13 protein-coding genes are annotated in these 18,912 nt (G+C 36.2%); 10 read left to right on the forward strand and 3 right to left on the reverse strand.

All coding sequences use genetic code 11. From position 1 onward, the window contains the following. Window positions 1–41 precede the first annotated feature (41 nt). Complete coding sequence (locus AC4BB5_RS04920; RefSeq protein WP_490458261.1) at window positions 42–1,013, forward strand: DUF1002 domain-containing protein; 972 nt, start codon at window positions 42–44, stop codon at window positions 1,011–1,013. A gap of 475 nt (window positions 1,014–1,488) precedes the next feature. Here the strand turns inward: AC4BB5_RS04920 and AC4BB5_RS04925 are convergent, their stop codons facing one another. Next, window positions 1,489–4,917 (reverse strand): putative mucin/carbohydrate-binding domain-containing protein, encoded by a 3,429-nt coding sequence (locus AC4BB5_RS04925; protein WP_490458262.1) that lies wholly within the window; start codon window positions 4,915–4,917, stop codon window positions 1,489–1,491. Between the two features lie 411 nt (window positions 4,918–5,328). On the opposite strand from AC4BB5_RS04925, the gene tig reads away from it, so the two are divergent. Further along, window positions 5,329–6,612 (forward strand): trigger factor, encoded by a 1,284-nt coding sequence (gene tig / locus AC4BB5_RS04930; RefSeq protein ID WP_490458263.1) that lies wholly within the window; start codon window positions 5,329–5,331, stop codon window positions 6,610–6,612. Between the two features lie 73 nt (window positions 6,613–6,685). On the opposite strand, the gene AC4BB5_RS04935 is transcribed toward tig, so the two are convergent. Further along, window positions 6,686–7,549, reverse strand: a complete 864-nt coding sequence (locus AC4BB5_RS04935; protein WP_490458264.1) for an alpha/beta hydrolase — start codon at window positions 7,547–7,549, stop codon at window positions 6,686–6,688. Window positions 7,550–7,838: 289 nt separating this feature from the next. Here AC4BB5_RS04935 and allC point away from each other — a divergent pair, with 289 nt between their 5' ends. From allC to arcC, 8 genes are all read left to right on the forward strand, one after another. Continuing rightward, a complete protein-coding gene (allC, locus tag AC4BB5_RS04940) occupies window positions 7,839–9,065 on the forward strand; it encodes an allantoate deiminase (RefSeq protein ID WP_490458265.1) in 1,227 nt (408 codons plus the stop codon). Between the two features lie 21 nt (window positions 9,066–9,086). Next, on the forward strand, window positions 9,087–9,872 hold the full coding sequence (gene allE, locus AC4BB5_RS04945; protein WP_490458266.1) for a (S)-ureidoglycine aminohydrolase: 786 nt from the start codon (window positions 9,087–9,089) through the stop codon (window positions 9,870–9,872). A 23-nt stretch (window positions 9,873–9,895) separates the two neighbouring features. Next, window positions 9,896–10,963 carry an ureidoglycolate dehydrogenase gene (gene allD / locus AC4BB5_RS04950; RefSeq protein WP_490458267.1) on the forward strand — a complete coding sequence of 356 codons (1,068 nt, stop codon included), beginning with the start codon at window positions 9,896–9,898 and terminating at the stop codon, window positions 10,961–10,963. Window positions 10,964–11,067: 104 nt separating this feature from the next. Beyond that, window positions 11,068–12,117 carry an ureidoglycolate dehydrogenase gene (gene allD / locus AC4BB5_RS04955; protein WP_490458268.1) on the forward strand — a complete coding sequence of 350 codons (1,050 nt, stop codon included), beginning with the start codon at window positions 11,068–11,070 and terminating at the stop codon, window positions 12,115–12,117. A 212-nt stretch (window positions 12,118–12,329) separates the two neighbouring features. Further along, entirely contained in the window at window positions 12,330–14,087 is a 1,758-nt protein-coding gene (fdrA, locus tag AC4BB5_RS04960; protein WP_490458269.1) for an acyl-CoA synthetase FdrA, read from the forward strand. A 14-nt stretch (window positions 14,088–14,101) separates the two neighbouring features. Continuing rightward, window positions 14,102–15,370, forward strand: coding sequence for a YlbE family protein (locus tag AC4BB5_RS04965; protein WP_490458270.1), 1,269 nt, complete (start codon window positions 14,102–14,104; stop codon window positions 15,368–15,370). A 12-nt stretch (window positions 15,371–15,382) separates the two neighbouring features. Continuing rightward, the gene (locus AC4BB5_RS04970) at window positions 15,383–16,222 is read left to right on the forward strand and encodes an oxamate carbamoyltransferase subunit AllH family protein (RefSeq protein WP_490458271.1); all 840 of its coding nucleotides are present in this window, start codon (window positions 15,383–15,385) and stop codon (window positions 16,220–16,222) included. 12 nt (window positions 16,223–16,234) lie between these two features. After that, on the forward strand, window positions 16,235–17,173 hold the full coding sequence (gene arcC / locus AC4BB5_RS04975) for a carbamate kinase (RefSeq protein WP_490458272.1): 939 nt from the start codon (window positions 16,235–16,237) through the stop codon (window positions 17,171–17,173). Window positions 17,174–17,232: 59 nt separating this feature from the next. Here arcC and AC4BB5_RS04980 read toward each other — a convergent pair whose 3' ends face one another. Then, window positions 17,233–18,873, reverse strand: coding sequence for a PucR family transcriptional regulator (locus tag AC4BB5_RS04980; protein WP_490458273.1), 1,641 nt, complete (start codon window positions 18,871–18,873; stop codon window positions 17,233–17,235). Window positions 18,874–18,912: the final 39 nt, after the last annotated feature.

Genomic DNA, 18,912 nt, shown 5'->3' on the forward strand with positions numbered 1-18,912 from the left:
TGTTGTATAGTAATGGACAAATAAGTATTTAGGAGGTTTCTATGAAACACAAACAAACAAAACTCGCTGTAGCAATGACACTCCTTTTGATTTCTACAGGTTTATACAATGGAAAAACAGCATTTGCGACGACACAAGGCAGTACGGTAGAAAGTACATCAGTAAGTTCTAGTGATAAAGAAACCACTCAAAGCTCTGAACAAACATTACAGATCAATGCAGTTGCTTTAGGAAATGCACTGACTCAAGAGCAAAAAGACTATACGTTAAAAGAACTAGGTATCAAAGGCGAAACACCCCAATATACAACAACAGGAAAAGAGTTGATGAGCTTTATTCCTGATGGCGGTTTTACAGCGGAATGGGCGGTTTACAGTTCTGTAAGGATGGAAACACAGAAAAAAGGTGCAGGAATTATTGTAGATATTGCAACGCCTAAAAATATCACGAAAATCACAGAGGCACAGTATCAAAATGCCGCTTTGACTGCTGGGATATCAGATGCCAAGTTGACTGTTGCATCTGCCGTGCCAATCGATGGTTCGGGCGCATTAGCAGGTGTTTATAAAATCGTTGAAGAATCGGGCGGAATCATCAATCGTGATCGCGTAGGGGTCGCACAAGATGAAATGGATGTCTTATCTAAAATTACAGAAGAAAATAAGAATAAAGCTGGGTATTCCGATGAAGCTTTAAATGCAGCACAAGAGCAAGCAAAAAAAGAGCTAGCTGCAAAAACTGCTGATGGTACAAATTTGACACAAGCAGATATTCAAAAAACTGTTGAAAGTGCTTTGCAAAGCCAAGGGATTAAAGACGTTATGTCAACAGATCAGGTCAAAGAATTGACTACTTTAATGAGTGATATGAAGGACAAAAATATCTTTGAAGAATTTGTTGGACAATTGGATTTATCTAAAACGAAAGAGCAAATTCAAGAGAAGTCTAAAGGTCTTTGGGAGAATATTAAAGGATTTTTCAGCGGGCTTTGGGATTCGATTACAGGGAAGTAAGGCTACTTCAATATAATTTCTATAAAAGCTAGATGAGCGGCAACTATTTATTGGTTTCCGCTCATCTAGCTTTTATGTTATAAAGAACTTAAAGTGCCTTCACAGAACTTTCCGAAAGTGTCATTTTCTTTAGCAGGTTCATAATAAGAACGTGGTTGCTTGTTTAAGAAATGAGTAATAATTTTTTTAAGAGTAAAAATAGTTGGAAACACACATAATAACCTTTTGTAACCTGTTTTTATTAATCAGCGTATTCGGATTCGTAAAATATTTCTCTAAAACCGCTAACGGTTCTTGCCAAGATTGTAAGGATTATTAGCGTTTGAAAATGGCTGTTGATTTCGTCTGTAACATGACTGATGGATACGCAAAAAATTACACGATATCTTGTTTAACTAAGTCAATTAGGTATCTAAATAAAAAGCGCCTCCCAATACAATAAACCTTTAGGAGGCGTTCTTCTTATATTTAAAAATTATTTAACAACTTGCAGGCCACTTTCAGTTACTTTGTAAGTTGTAGTTAAACCTTTTTCTACCTCTTGACTGTCAGAGGTAACAAGCAAACGATTTTGCCATTCTTTATGCATCACAGTTATTGTGTCATTTAATCCAAATGTAAAGGATCGTTGGACAGCAGAATAACGGACATTTCCAATAAATTCTTGTCTATATTTTAGTTTCCCTGTTTCAGACTTAAGAATCACAGAAGCATAGAACGCATTAAAGCTATAATGAGGCATAATATTTCTTTGTTGAATAGTCGCTTTTTTACTATCCAAGTCGACATCCATTGTTGCGAATGTATCATCGTTATATCCGTTAAAAGTGAAATTGACTACTTGTTTTACGGGCTTTGGTTCTTCAGCCGGTGGAGGGGTCGCTTTCACTAACCCTTTTGTAGTTACTTGGTAGGTAATTGTTTCGTTTGTCTCTAATGCTTTTTTGTTCGGTTGTTCAATAATTTCTAAACGATTTTGCCATTCTTTGTGGGAAATAGTAATATAATCGTTTAGTTGAATCTGTGTCGTTTCAGTTGATTGAGGGTAAATCGTTCTTCCAATAAATTCTTTGTCGAAACGTTTTTTACCAGTACTATCTTGAACTAAAATAGCCGCATATTGCTGTTCAAAATACCAGTGAGGCATTTTCGCTTTAGTTTCGATAGTGGCGTTATTTTTTTCTAAATCAATAGCCATAGTTGCAAAAATTTCGTCGCTTAGTCCTTTAAACGTGACGTCTATTTGTTTTGAAAATTCAGGTTCCTTGCTTGGCGGAATAGCTGGAGCATTAGCTTTCACCAAACCATCTGTCGTTACTTGATAGGTAATTTTTTCGCCAATTTCTAAAGGTTGTTTGCTTGGTTGTTTGAAAATCATCAAGCGATTTTTTGCTTCTTTATGTGTGACTGTAATATAATCCGAAATTTTTAGAGACAGTGTTTCTGTTTGTTCTTGAATTTCTTTGTTTCCAACATATTCTTTATTGAATGTGGGTTCACCTTTTTCATTTTGGATCAAAATTGTACTGTAGTTTTCATCAAAATAATAATGTGGTATTCCTTTTTTTGTCTGCAAACTAGCACTTGGCTTATCGGTATCTATATTCAAAGTAGCGAAAGTTCTGTCTGCGTATCCTTTAAAATCGATGGTATAATCTTTTTCAATAATAGTTGGTGTATCAAAAATTTCTTGGTACTTTTCTGAATAATTCTTTTTATTAGGCTCATTTAATAATTGGATTGCGGCCCATAATTGGTATTTAATTGCTGATTTTTGAAAGGATTCTAACTCTGGATTCTTTAGAATCCATTGGGCATATTTATCAATTTTTTTCATTAAGTTTATTTCGGGTTTATGGTCGAAAGTGGTATTTTTCAGCCCATGCTTGGTTAAAATGAATTCGTTTGTTTTTAAATTTTTGTTGATTAAATTATCAGAAGAAAGCAAGCGAGTTTTTCCTTCTGCATGGAAAATTGAAAGCGTATATCCTTCTTTGAATGGAGTAATCACTTTTTTTGGTTTCTCGTTAGTACCTTGAATCGTTATGTCTTGAACGACTGTTCCTTTTGGATCTTTAACTTGTAAAGATGCGTATGTCTCATTCGGAAAATAAGAATGAGGAGTGTCTGAAATTAAATCAAACTGAAGTTCTTGTTTAGCGTTATACATTTTTACTGTGGCAAAGATATTGTCACTAAGTCCTGCAAAATTAATTGTGTCATCAGCGATTGAACTTGAATGAGCTTTGTTCAAAGTGAGCTCGAATGTATTGCTTTTCTCTTTTACAAAAGCATAATATTGCTCTTGTACATATGCTTCTCCATTTACCAAAGTAGGCGCTTCAACGGTATATACGCCATTTGGAACGTCAGTGAAAGTAACGGTGTTACTATTACTTTTAATAGTCGCTTCTTTGACTACTTTTTTCCCTTCTTTTAAATATATTTTTTGATTGTTAAGTGAGGCCAAGTCATTTGTGTTTAGTTTTACTGTAAGTGTTCCTTTCAGGCCTAACGACGCAATTTCCTGATTGGTGACCATTTGGAAGTTAGAGTTGATCAATATTGAGCTGTCAGTCAGTCTTCTAACTGCAGGTAACTGATATTCTGGAACAATGTAAGCTAAAGGAGCAAAGGCTGTGTACCCTCGAGCCCGATTAAGTTCACCTTGTGATGCAGAGGTTTCTAATCGCCACTTTTCTAAAATAGGAGAGGCATCAAGCTTGTTTGTTTCACTGTAATATTTTTGTATCAATAGTGGATAAGATTGACTTTTGGCAGCTTCTTTATCCTTTGCAGAAAGCTCTCTATATTCTTTATAAAGTTTTGTAAATGCTTCGTTTCCAGCTTTTTGTTTCAAGAGAGTTAACATTAATAGCTTTAATCTTAAATCATTGACTTCATTATATCCTTTATTGGAACGAACGAGTTCTTGATAAAGCCGATTATCGATTGTGTCTCGATTACCATAATTAAATAACCATCCATTTTTATCTGCTTTTTCTTTGCCTAATTTTTCATATTGATATTGAGTGGCAAATAAGTTGTTACTGACCTCACCTGTATACATCCCTTGACTATCAAATGTTGCTTGGTAACCATGAGCGATTTCGTGTAATGTGCCCCAACTATTTTTGACTAACCACATTTCTGCAATTTGATCACTACTTAAGGCAGTCCATGAAGAACCATAGTAAGCGTATCCGGGTCCATTGATATCTGCTTTAATAAAGTAGCGTGTGCTCGGACGTTGGTGAATCGCTGACGAGTTATCCAAGCCAATTAGTTTGTCGTTGTATTCAAAAATATCATCAAAATATTGAATCATTTCATTTAAAGAAGAAAAATCTTTTAAGTATCTAAGAGATGTTTTATCTTTTCTGGGAGCAAACATTTGGAATTGATTTCCTTTAATTAGTGCATATTCTGAATCTTGCTGATCCCATGTTTGGAAAAAAAGTTGTGTATTCCCGTTTGATTGATAAACAGGTAATTTTTTGGGTGCTAGATAACTGTCAACTTGATACTGGAGAGTTGCTGTTACATCACCAAAAGGACTATCAATAAAAGGAACTAAATCGTTAGGAGCAGAAATCGTCGTCCAATTTTGTCCGACACTTAGCTCTTTTTCCACCTTTCTATCATTTCCCAATAGTCGTAAAGTTAAATTTTCTTTGAAATTTGGATTTGACTGGCGAACTCTTAATGTTGTATTTTTTCTTAAAACAAATCCTAGATCTTGTCGATCATGCAAACGTCCCCTCGACACGCCCATATCCGAAAGCCAAGTTGGATCTTCCACACCTGTTATTGTTTGCTGTTGTATAGGTTGTGCAGCTTCACTTTTTACTGAAAAACCTAAACCAAAAGACAATAATAATAAAAATATCCCTACCTTTTTCATTTGTAACCTCCACTGATTAAATTTGTGCAGCTATTTTTACATGGATAATGGTACACAAAAAGAATGAGTGATAGGAGTCTATTTTATGCTAATTTTTTCCCATTTTTGATTTTCTTTTAATATTATTTTCATTTTTGATATAAACTAGTAATGTTGTTGCACAGTTTACACATGACAATAGCACTATGAGTTATATATTTTGATCAAACAGTTCTTTTTTTATTGAATTTCGACAAAAAATGACAAACAGAAAAAGAAATTTGGTAAGGTGAGGAACAAACGGATTAAAATCGTAATTTATGTGAGTACATATCATCTAAAATGTTTACATTTAAGTGGTGATGGTGTACTATTTAAAAGTATGCATAACATAAATTCATGTATAAAACTAAATTATTCGGAGGGAAACAAATGTCTGCGAAATGGGAAAAAAAAGGCACCAATGATGGTGTGTTAACTTTTTCAGTTGATCAAACTCTAATTGAAAAAGGCTTGAAACAAGCATTTGATAAAGTCAAAAAAAATCTTAACGTTCCAGGATTCCGTAAAGGAAAAGTGTCACGTCAAGTATTTAACCGTATGTACGGCGAAGAAGCATTATATGAAGATGCTTTGAACGCAGTTTTACCAGAAGTATATGAAGCGGCTATTAAAGAAGCTGGAATCGATCCAGTCTCTCAACCTAAAATTGATGTTGAAAGCATGAACAAAGGTGAAGATTGGGTTGTAACTGCAGAAGTAACTGTAAAACCTGAAGTTAAATTAGGTGAATACAAAAACTTAACAGTTGAAAAACAAGATCGTGAAGTAACAGATGAAGACGTAGATGCGCGTATCCAACGTGAATTAGAAGCCCAAGCTGAACTTGTAATCAAAGAAGACGAAGCAGCTGTTGATGGCGACACTGTCGTAATCGACTTTGAAGGATTTAAAGAGGGCGTGGCTTTTGAAGGTGGAAAAGGCGAAAACTATTCTCTTGAATTAGGTTCTAACTCTTTCATCCCAGGCTTTGAAGAACAATTAGTTGGTAAAAAAGCTGGCGAAGATGTTGAAGTAAAAGTAACATTCCCAGAAGATTACCAAGCAGAAGATTTAGCTGGTAAAGAGGCTGTTTTCCAAGTGAAAGTTCACGAAGTGAAAGCAAAAGAATTACCAACACTAGATGATGAATTCGCAAAAGACGTTGATGATTCAGTAGAATCATTAGACGAATTAAAAGAAAAATACCGTAACGAATTAACAGAATCTAAAGAAGCTGCTGCAACAGAAGCAAAAGACGAAGCGGCTATCCGTCAAGCAGTTGATAACGCTGAAATCGTTGACCTTCCACATGTAATGGTTCATGATGAAGTTCACCGTTCGATGGATGAATTCTTAAACAACATGCAACGTCAAGGAATCGCTCCAGATATGTATTACCAATTAACAGGAACAACTGAAGCTGACTTGCACAAACAATTTGAAGCAGAAGCAGAAGTTCGCACGAAAACAAATCTTGTAATCGAAGCGATTGCTAAAGCTGAAGATATTGAAGTATCTCAAGAAGATATGGACAACGAAATCAAAGACTTGTCAGAACAATACAATATGCCGGTTGATCAAGTGAAAAAAGTCTTAACAGAAGATATGTTAAAACATGACATCCGCATGAAACGTGCAGTAGAAGTTATTACTGAGACTGCAACTGAAAAATAAAACTTAAAAAGACATTCCTGAGTAATCGGGAATGTCTTTTTTTAAGTTAAACATAAGAAGGAGTATGGTAAAATCAAGTAGTGACTATTGTTTTATCAAGCCATTCAATCAGAGCTTGATAAACTTGCAGTCCTTCATTTTTAGTGACGTCATTGTCAAAATCATGAGGTAGTTTCCCAACTTCTTCGTACGTAACATTAGAAAGCTTGTTACAAGCCTTGCGAGATACCTCAACGGGCACATCTTGATCAGCTGAACTGTGGGCCAAAAATGCAGGTGGAAGCTCGGTAAGCTCTGTGTCAGTTAGACTAAATGTTTCTTTTTCATTAGGATTGCTAATAAGGTAACTTAACCAATTACCAAATTGTCGGCCAGATAAATAAAGTGAAAATCGTTCATTAATAGATATTTTGGCGATTGGTTTAGAGTGTATTAATGCTTGGGCAGTTAAAGGAGCTATCTTTGGAAACTGATTATAATAACTACTAGGTTGATTGAAAGCTGGGTTAGTCAATTCATAATAGCCATATAGGCTAATTAATCCTTTCTGTTCGACACGAGGGTAGCGAGCAGATAGTAAGTAGGAAAGAAAACCACCAGCTGAACGTCCAAACAAGAAATAATCTGAAGTTTTCAGACCTAAAGTTGACTGGCAATTTTGTTGGAACCAGTCAATAGCAGCTTTTAAGTAATTAAAAATAGTTGGAAGTTTGGTTTCAGGTGCTAAAGGATAATCGATGGTCAATAAATTATAACCATTCTCCACTAAAAGCTCGCAATAGGCTTCTGGTAAATCATCACGAGTCCCGTAAAGAAGTCCACCGCCATGAAAATAAAGGAGTGTCGCTTTAGCGGAAGATTTAAGTTGTTTTGAGTAAAAAGTCATAGATAATTCTAAATCATCCAATTGACTATAGCAAAATTCTTGTTTTATCATAAAAAGTCCTCCTAATTTAAACGTTAACTAGGCATAAATAGCCTTGATAGGAAAAATAAAAAAAGTGATTGTAATGCATCGTAGTTCCAAATCTATCTTATCATTTTTCTGAAAAGTTCGCTTATAGCATAGATAGTTTCACTAACTTATTTCTATTTTAACTCAAATAAACCCAGTCTTTATGTTTAATGCGCACAAAGATAGTAGTTAATTTGTGAAAAGTGTATAGTGTATGAAAACTGGCAACCGCTTACAATGGTTATGATAATAAAAGAGGGAGATGTATCTAATGGATTTAAAAAAAGTTTTGCAAGAAAATATCGATCAAATATCTAATATTGGCAGTGATCCAACAGGTGGTATGACACGTTTATTGTATTCTGATTCTTGGTTGGAAGCACAAAAAACTGTGAAAGAGAAATTAGAAGCGATTGGTATGACGGCGACATTTGATGAAATCGGCAATCTCTTTGGTAGAGTAGAGGGAACTGAGCATCCAGAAGAAACAATTTTATCAGGTTCTCACATTGATACAGTTGTCAACGGAGGAAACTTAGATGGTCAGTTTGGTGTAATCGCAGCTTATGTAGCGATCCAATATTTATTAGAAACACACGGCAAGCCAAAACGTTCATTAGAAGTCATCTCGATGGCAGAAGAAGAAGGCAGTCGTTTTCCAACTGTGTTCTGGGGTAGTAAAAACTTTGTCGGCGAAGCGAAAAAAGAAGATGTTATTGACATCGCTGATTTTGAGGGCTTGAAATTTGTTGAAGAAATGCAACGTCATGGTTTTGACTTTAGAGATGAAAGTAAAGCGGCCAGAGATGATATCAAAGCATTTGTAGAAATCCATATTGAACAAGGAACTGTTCTTGAGAAAGAGCACTTACAAATCGGTGTTGTTAATAATATCGCAGGTCAAAGACGCTATACTATCGTTCTAAAAGGTGAAGCTAATCATGCTGGAACGACTCCAATGGGTTACCGTAAAGATGCCGTTTATGGTTTTGCTAAAATCTGTTCACAAGCAATCGATCGTGCTTTAGAAGTGGGTGATCCATTAGTATTGACTTTCGGTAAAGTTGAACCTAAACCGAACACTGTAAACGTAGTACCAGGTGAAGTGTTGTTTACAATGGATTGCCGTCATACTGATAGCGGAGAGTTACATGCGTTTACAAAAGAAATTGAAGAATTGATGAGAAAAATTGCTGCTGAACATGGTCTAGAAATCGACATTGATCTATGGATGGATGAAGCACCAGTACCAATGAATGAAGAAATTGTAACAGCAATCGAAACAGCGGCTATTGCTGAAAACATGAAATATAAAGTAATGCATAGTGGCGCAGGGCACGATTCTCAAATCATTGCACCACATTTCCCAACGGCTATGATTTTTGTACCAAGTATCAATGGCATCAGTCATAATCCAGCAGAAGCAACAGATATCGATGATTTAGTCAATGGTGTCAAAGTATTAGCTAGTGCATTATATGAGTTAGCATATAAATAAAAGAAAGTAGGAATAACGTAAATGGGTTATAAAAATAATCAAACAGGCTATCTTGATGGTTTATTATCATCTAGAGCTGTAATCAAAAAAAATAATTATGCATTGATTCCTCATGATGGATTAGTAAATAATGTAATTCCTGGTTTTGAAAATTGTGATTGTTCAATTTTAGGTTCAAAACAATTAGGAGCCAACTTCGTAGACTACATCATCACGATGCACAAAGATGGTAAAAACCAACGTGGTTTTGGTGGAGAAGGTGTTGAAACAATTGTTTATGTAATCGATGGTGTTTTAAAAGTTAACGATGGTAAAGAAACTCATGAACTGACAAAAGGCGGCTATGCTTATTTACCAGCTAGCACGTTGATGTATTTAGAAAATGGGCAAGAGGCTGACACAGAAATTTTCTTGTATAAAAAACGCTATCAACCTTTAGAAGGTTACGAAGCACATAAAGTAGTTGGTAATGTCAATGATATGGAACCTATTGAATATGAAGGAATGAAAGATGTACTGTTATGGGACTTTTTACCAAAAGATCTAGGGTTTGATATGAACTTCCATATTCTTTCATTTGAACCAGGAGCAAGTCATGGCTATATTGAAACACACTATCAAGAGCATGGAGCTTACTTACTTTCTGGAAAAGGAATGTATAACTTAGATAATGAGTGGATGCCAGTTGAAAAAGGAGACTATATCTTTATGAGTTCATATGTTCAACAGGCAGCCTATGCTGTAGGACGTGACGAACCATTGATGTACGTTTATTCAAAAGACTGTAACCGCGATCCAGAAATTTAATTTAATGAAGAGGAAGTTTAAGAATGAATGAAACTGTTGTAGTGAAACCAGAAGAGTTGCATGATTTGATCGAAAAAAAATTAACTAAAGCTGGTTTAAAACCAGAACATGCAGATGAAGTGGCGACACATTTGGTATTTGCGGATGCATGCGGTATTCACTCGCATGGAGCCGTTAGGGTAGAATATTATGCTGAACAAATCGACAAAGGTGGCGTAACACTGGATCCAAAAATCGAATTTGAAGAGACTGGACCAAGTTCAGGAATCGTTCATGGAAAAAATGGAGCTGGACAATTCGTCGCAGATGTTGGACTTGGTTATGCTATTGATATGGCGAAAAAATCGGGTGTTGCTGCGGTTGGGATTTCTAAAATCAGCCATAGCGGAGCCTTATCTTATTACGTGAAAAAAGCAGCTCAACAAGATTTGATCGCAATTGCAATGTGCCAATCTGATCCAATGGTCGTACCATTTGGTGGAAAAGAAAATTATTTTGGTACGAATCCAATTGCGTTTGCCGCACCGAGAAAAGGACATGAGCCCGTTGTTTTTGATATGGCAACAACTGTTCAGGCCTGGGGCAAAGTCTTGGATGCTCGTTCTAAAAATAAAGATATTCCAGACACTTGGGCAGTTGATAAAGATGGTAAACCAACAACTGATCCTCATAAAGTTAATGGATTATTGCCAATTGCAGGACCAAAAGGCTACGGTTTGATGATGATGGTAGATATTTTATCCGGCATGCTTTTAGGCTTGCCATTTGGGAAACACGTTTCTTCTATGTATGACGATATAAGTAAAGGACGTAATGTTGGTCAAATGTATATTTTAATCGATCCAAAACGTTTCACTGACTTAGATATGTTCAAAGAATCAGTGAATGGTATGGTGGAAGAGCTACATGCTATTCCAGCAGCTGATGGATTTGAGCAAGTATATTATCCTGGGGAAATCAATCAAATCAACTATGAAAAATCAATGGTAGATGGTATCGATATTGTCAAAGATATTTATGATTATTTAAAGAGTGACACACTTCATTTTGATCGATATGAAAATACAAATGCATTTGGTGAGAAAAAATAAGTACTATGTTATCTAGCTATGCAGGCTAGCTCTTATACAAACAGATAAAACCTGTCAGAGTTGAATGAGCCTGCTTTGCTTTTAAATTAGGGAGGTGCTCTACAATGAGAGTAAAAAAAGCCGATTTACATCAGCTGATTAAAAATAAAATACAAAAAGCTGGTTTGTCACCAGAACATGCAGGAATCGTGAGTGATGTTTTAACTTTCGCGGATGCAAGAGGTATCCATTCCCATGGTGCGATGCGTGTGGAATATTATTCAGAAAGAATTTCGAAAGGCGGAATTACAAACAATCCTAATTTTTCTTTTGAACAAACAGCTCCTAGTTGTGGTATGTTTGAAGGTGACAATGGTTCTGGTTTTGTTGCGGATGAAAAGGCAATGGATCATGCTATTGAGATGGCCAAAGAAAATGGTGTAGCAGTGGTAGGTGTACGCAACATCTCTCATAGTGGAGCGCTTGCTTACTATGTAGAAAGAGCGGCTGAACAAGATATGGTAGCCCTTTCTGTTTGCCAATCTGATCCAATGGTTGTACCATTTGGAGGTAGTGAACCTTATTTTGGTACGAACCCCATCGCTTTTGCAGCGCCAAGTAACGATGATCGAGTAATTACATTTGATATGGCGACTACAGTTCAAGCATGGGGGAAAATACTTCATGCACGTTCTAAAAAAGAAGCGATTCCTGATACATGGGCAGTTGACGATCAAGGGAATCCAACTACTGATTCTACTGCGGTTAATGCTTTATTACCTATAGCGGGTCCAAAAGGGTATGGTTTAATGATGATGGTAGATATATTATCGGGCATTTTACTAGGCGTGCCATTTGGCAAACATGTTTCCTCCATGTATCATGATCTATCTAAAGGTCGTGAATTAGGTCAACTTCATATCGTGATTAATCCTGAGTTCTTTATTGGACTTGATACGTTCAAAAAGAATATTTCAAAAATGTTGGATGAATTAAAAGAGATCAGCCCAAGTCCTGGATTTACAGAAGTTAACTACCCTGGAGAGCGCGGCCGAGCTCGCGAAAAAAATTATGAAGAAAATGGGATTGAAATCGTAGATGATATCTATGAATATTTGATCAGTGACGATGTTCATTATGATCGTTATGATCATAAAAATAAGTTTGCAGAATAAATTTTTGCAAACTAAGTTATCTAGCTTTGCGGGTTAGTACGGCGCTCTGTTTAGATCTTATCAATTCCTAAAAGCTAAAGTTTTAAGGATTGAAGGTCTTCGGGAAAATGATGAAATATATCTGTGATACAGAACAACACAAACATATTTTCCTGTTTTTCTTTCAGAGCCGAATGAGCCCGCTACACTTTTAAACAGATGGAGGAATTTCAATGCTGCACACAATTATCAAAGCAAATAGCTATCAAGATTCTATTGTCTTGATGTTATTGACGAACAAATTAAATACAATCGATGGCGTTCAAAATGTTTCAGTAATGATGGGCACACCTGCTAATAAAGATATCTTTAAAACTGGTGGATTGTACACTGACGAATTAGAAAAAGCATCATCAAATGATATGGTGATCGTTTTAGATATCGAAGATGATTCATTAATCGATCAAGTTTTAACAGAAATCGATGTATTTTTAGAAGAGCAAACGAAAGGCGGCAGCGACACTACTGGAGAAGAAGTCGTAAAAACTTGGGACAAAGCCTTTGAGCTTGGTAAAGATGCCGGTGTGGTTGTTTTCTCTATTCCTGGTACACATGCAGCACTTGAAATTGAAAAAGTCTTAGACGAGGGCAAACACGTTTTTTGTTTCAGTGATAATGTCGCGATCGAAGATGAAAAACGCTTAAAAGAAAAAGCACATGAGGCAGGACTTTTATTAATGGGACCTGACTGTGGTACTGGAATTATCAACGGTATTCCTGTTGCCTTTACTAACGCTGTTCGTAAAGGAAAAATCGGTGTAGTCGGAGCTTCTGGAACTGGTATTCAAGAAGTAACAACAATCATCCACAAATTAGGTGCCGGTGTAACGAATGCGATAGGGACTGGCGGACGTGATTTGAAAGCAGAAATCGGTGGAATCACATTTAAAGATAGTATTATGACTTTAGAGAAAGATCCGAATACAGAAGTGATCGTTGCAATCTCTAAACCACCTGCACCAGAAGTTCGTGATGAAGTATTAAACTTGTTGAGAAGTGTCTCTAAACCAGCTGTAACAATTTTCTTAGGTGAAAAACCAACCTCTCATGAAGAAAATCTTTATCGTGCTTATACATTAGAAGAAGCTGCGCAAACAGCTGTTCAATTATTGAATAAAGAAGCAGTTAAATCAGTAAAAGAAACATTAACAGTTCCTGCACACTCTTTTAAACCTGAACAAAAATATGTTAAAGGTTTATACTCTGGAGGTACTCTTGCATACGAGGCAGCAATGCTGATCAAAGAAGGGTTGGTATTAACTGGTGAGGAACATGCGCCAGAAGGGTTTATCTTAAAAAATCATGGACATGAAATTATTGACTTAGGTGATGATGTTTACACACAAGGTAAACCACATCCAATGATCGATCCAACTAAGCGAAAAGAAATGCTTGAAGAAGCAGGGAAAGATCCTGAAACAGCGATTATTTTACTAGATGTTGTATTAGGTTATGGGTCTCATGCAAATATGGCGCAAGAGTTAGCGCCAACGATTAAAGAAATCAAAGCGCAAGCGGCAAAAGACGGCAGAGAATTATTTGTAATCAGCACAATTGTCGGAACTGATGAAGATCCTCAAAATATCCATGAGCAAGAAACGATCATGAGAGATGCCGGCGTGATTCTTTGTGATAGTAACGCTCAAGCAGTTCGTTTAGCTTTAGCTATTTTAGATCATCCGTTAACTCAATCAGATAAAGCAATCGAAGCTCAAGCAGCAGTAACTCCAGTCGCAATTGAACCAACTGAAGAGATGTTAGCGTTATTGACGAATCAAGGATTTATCAATGTCGGTTTACGTAGTTTCTCTGAAGCGATCATTAATCATGGTGGGAAAGTTGTTCAATATGATTGGCAACCAGTTGCAGGTGGAAATATCACACTGCAAAAAGCATTACAGTTCTTAAATAAAGTGGAATTAGGTAAATAAGGGGGAGTATCAAAATGTCATATAAAACTATCGATGAAGCAAATCAGGCAGTAGCAGCAAAAATCGTTGCTGGTTCTCCTTTCTTACTAGACGTAGTTTCAGCAAAATCAGTAATCAAAGAATTAAACGAAGGAAAAGTTCTTCTTCATGCAGGACCTCCAATTACTTATGATAAAATGGTCGACCCAATCCAAGGAGCGTGTGTTGGTGCTGCGTTATTTGAAGAATGGTGTGAAACAGAAGAAGAAGCTAGAAAAATGTTGGAATCTGGTGAAGTAAAACTAATTCCATGTCATCATGTGAATGCAGTTGGACCAATGGGTGGTATCACTTCTGCGAACATGGCAGTTTTAGTTGTTGAAAATAAAACAGATGGCAATCGTGCATTCTGTACAATGAATGAAGGAATTGGTGCTGTTTTACGTTTTGGTGCATATTCTGATGAAGTAATCAACCGTCTAAGATGGATGAGAGATACGTTAGCACCTGTTTTAAGTGCTGCATTAAAAACAAAAGAAGATGGCTTGAATGTCAATGTATTAGTTGCTAAAGCAATTGCAATGGGCGATGAGTTCCATCAACGTAATATTGCTGCATCATTAGCTTTCTTAAAGGAAATGGCACCAATCATTGTTGGTTTAACTGAAATCGATCAGGCAAAACGTGAAGAAGTCGTTCAATTCTTAGCAGATACGGATCAATTTTTCCTAAACATCATGATGGCTTCTGCGAAGGCTGTTATGGATGGTGCAAGACAGATTCAAGAAGGAACGATCGTAACTGCAATGTGTAGAAACGGCTATGAATTTGGTATCCGCATTGCTGGGATGGGTGATGAATGGTTTACAGGACCAGTTAATACACCTCAAGGTTTATACTTCTCTGGCTTTAGTGAAGCTGATGCTGCGCCTGATATGGGTGATAGTGCGATCACTGAAACTTTCGGTGTCGGTGGTATGGCGATGATTGCGGCACCAGCAGTAACTCGTTTCGTTGGTTCAGGAGGTTTCTACGATGCGTTGAATACAAGTAATGAAATGACAGAAATTTGTATTGACACTAACCCTAATTTCCCAGTTCCAACATGGGATTTTAAAGGGATTTGTCTAGGAATCGATGCTCGAAAAGTTGTAGAAACTGGAATCCTTCCTGTTATCAATACTGGAATCGCAAATAAAAAAGCTGGTTTAGGTCAAATCGGTGCTGGAACAGTAACACCGCCGATCGACTGTTTTGAAAAAGCTGTTTTAGCTTATGCAAAAAAATTAGGTTTTACAGAATAAAAGGTGAAGATATTGTTTGTTAATGCTTGTTTTATTGATCAGTTTCTTTTGCATGATGAATTTAAAGAACGAAAATGGCATGTTCATAGCAAATATAAAAATAGTTTTAATATTCAGGATGAGAGGAAGCAACAGTTAGTGGTCATTACGACCACTAACTATCCTTTTATGCCAAATGGAATTTATGTGAAAGATATCGATTTTCCAAAACTATTGTCAACAATTGAAGTTGGAGAAGCAGTTGTTTGGGAAAAACAGTATATACATTTTTCGAAAAATCATCTATTACTGACACAGGGACAAACGTATTCGTCAGTCGTTGAGGTTAAAGGGAAATTAGTGGAAACGAGTCGAGACAGCCTATTTTCTTATGCAGAATCACTAATGAAAAAAACTGGTAGTCAACATTCTGTAACTCAGTTTTTAAACGAGTTGAATCCATTTCAAGAAGCAATCGTCCAACTATGTTCACTTGATCGATCACAACAAAATTTAGGGCTAAATTTTCTTTTAGGTAGAGGAGTGGGGCTAACACCTTCAGGAGATGATATGATTGTCGGACATCTTGCTGCAAGACTTTTACTGACTAAAGAAAGTTCAACCTTAATCAATCTATTACTTACTGAACTGTCGTCGGAACAATCGGTGACAACAGATATCAGCAAGCATTATTTGTTATGCGCATTATCAGAGCGGTTTAGTGAACCAGTACTTAAATTAGTTGAGGCATTAACGACAAATAACAATGAAGAACAAATTGAAAAGCAAGTTAAAACAGTCATTTCAGTAGGACATACGTCAGGTGTTGATTTATTGGCAGGCTTTTTAACAACAATCAAATCATTTAGTTGAAGGAGGATTTTTATGGCAAATCGTGTCGTAATAGCATTGGGAGGCAATGCAATTTTAAAACCAAACCAAGAAGCAACACTTGAGGTACAATTGGAGAATGTCAAAGTCAGCGCAGAGCTGGTTGCAAAAATAGAAGAAATTGATTATGAAATCGTTTTAACTCACGGTAATGGACCGCAAGTTGGGAATATTTTAAGACAAAATGAAGAGGCAAAAGATGTGGTTCCACCATTTCCTTTAGATGTATGTAATGCTGAATCACAAGGTTTCATTGGTTATATGTTGGAACAGAGTTTAAAAAATTCATTGGAAAAGAAAGGATTGACAAGTAATGTCATCACATTGCTGACTCAAACTGAAGTTTCTGCTGAAGATGAGGCTTTTGATAATCCAAATAAACCAATCGGAATTTTCTATTCAGAAGAAGAAGCGAAACAAATGGAGCAAGAAAAAAATTGGGTAATGATGGAAGATGCTGGTCGTGGTTACCGTCGTGTAGTACCTTCTCCTCAGCCCAAAGCCATTCATGGTGTTGATGCAATTGTGAACTTACTAAGTAGAAATACAATTGTGATTGCAGGCGGTGGCGGTGGAATCCCTGTAGTCCGTGATCAAGATGGTTTACTAAAGGGAATCGAAGCAGTTATTGATAAAGACCGCACGGGGAAAAAATTAGCCGAACAAATCGATGCAAATGTCTTTATGATGTTGACAGATGTCAGCAATGTCTATATCAATTATGGTAAAGAAAATCAAGAAAAGTTAGAGACTATTTCTGTAAAACAAGCACAACAATACATGGACGAGGGTCATTTTGCTGATGGTAGCATGGGACCAAAAATGGAAGCTGCAATTGCTTTTGCCGCACAAGGTAAGACAGCAATCATTTGTTCATTAGAAGAAGCAGATCAAGCACTATTAGGTAGAGCAGGGACAAGAATCACAGGTTAACGAATACAATAATAGAAGTTGAAAGAAGGGATCAGCTCTTCTTTCAACTTCTATTTCATCTACTGATGTTGATTAGACCGTTCAGATAACTCTAAAGCTAAACGGAAATTCAAACTATTCGTTGGATCTTGAATGCTTTTTCCAAGTAATTTAGCACAATGATCGATTCTATATTTTATCGTATTACGATGTAAATACATTTCCTTAGCTGTTTTTGAAATTTCACATTGAAAACTTAAATAGCACTGTAAGGTTTTTCGGAGTTCAATAAACGAATCTTCAATAGGGTAAGCAAGCTCTTTTAAAGTTGTCTCACAGAAGTAATGAATATCTTCCAGACTCATTTTTTCAAATAAACTTTTCATTCCTTTAGGGTGATAGCGATGAGTTAAGGTCCCATTTGTCATAGTTAACATCTCCTCATAAGCGGTTTTAGCTTCAATAAAGGAACTGGCAATTTGCTCGATTGTTTCGTATAAATTTCCTAAAGCAAAAGTTAAAGTAATTGGAAGTTTTTTAGATAATTCCAAGGATAATTCAGTTAAAATTTTATCTAAATCGTCCACTCTACTTTGTATTAGTATAGCCAAGTGATCTGTATTTTTTACTTTGAAGATGCTAATATCTTTGATTCGCAAGGGTAAAGTTTCTTGTAACCACTGGAAAGCAACGTCACTTTCTTCTTGTTGGTATTTGATTTTTGTTGCGGTTTCAGTTGTTTGGCTACAAACAGCATATACGATTTGATACTGAGTGCTTTTCTTTAGGCCGTAATTCCAACCAAGGTCAAGCCAATCGCGTCTAGACTGATGTGGTGTTTGTTGGTACTCAACTAATTGTCCTAAGAAGTCACTTTTAAGAAAATCCAGAGATTCTTGAACTTTTTGATTTTTGTACAACATGAATGATAAGACTAGACAAGCTTGTTCTACTGCGAATTCGGACATCGGATATGGAACTTGTTCTGGGTTTAAAATCAATAAATAATGTGGGAAATAGCTATTTACGGTAACAGAGAATCCAGCGATTTGTAGTGGCGCTTGGTTTAGGTCTTTGATCATAAATGATGCATGACTATCTTCAGTCCAACTTTCATATTTATTGACTAACTGTTCAACATAATACTCGGCTGGTTTTGAAGTTTGAGTAAAATGTTTTGAATGAGCAATCACTTTACGGTAAGGACTTAATAGGATCGCAGGAGTATTGATCATTTTGCCGAAATCAGCGATAAAGCGTGCGATACTTACATCGTGAATCAATAAATCAGAGAAACGTTTTTGGATGTCTAAAGCATAGCTTAGTTGTTCTGTTTTTGTATCCCATAAATAATTTAAGAGCTGGTGTAACAATGCGCCTAAAGGTTGAGTACTAGGAACTTGGACAACAGGAAAATTGATTTTATCTGCATAAGCCACTATTTCTGGATCAATAGATTCAATAAAACGCCCAACTTTTATACCAATTCCCGCAGCTTCTTGTTCTTTTAAAGAATCAATCAAGCTGATCAGATCTTTCTGATTGTTTTTGTAAACCATCGCAGTTGTTAAAAGAAAAATCTTTTTAGGAATAAAATCTGCCACATCAGGAGTTTCAGAAATTTCAATACTTTCAACAATCGTATTGGCTTTTGTTGGATGAGTTAATAATTTTAGATCGGAAAATCTAGGTATTTTTAATAAATCTTCTAAAGTAGTCAATGGATTTCCTCCTAATATTAAAAGCGCAGCGGGCTCGTT

The sequence above is a fragment of the Enterococcus sp. AMC1252 genome (assembly GCF_058216515.1).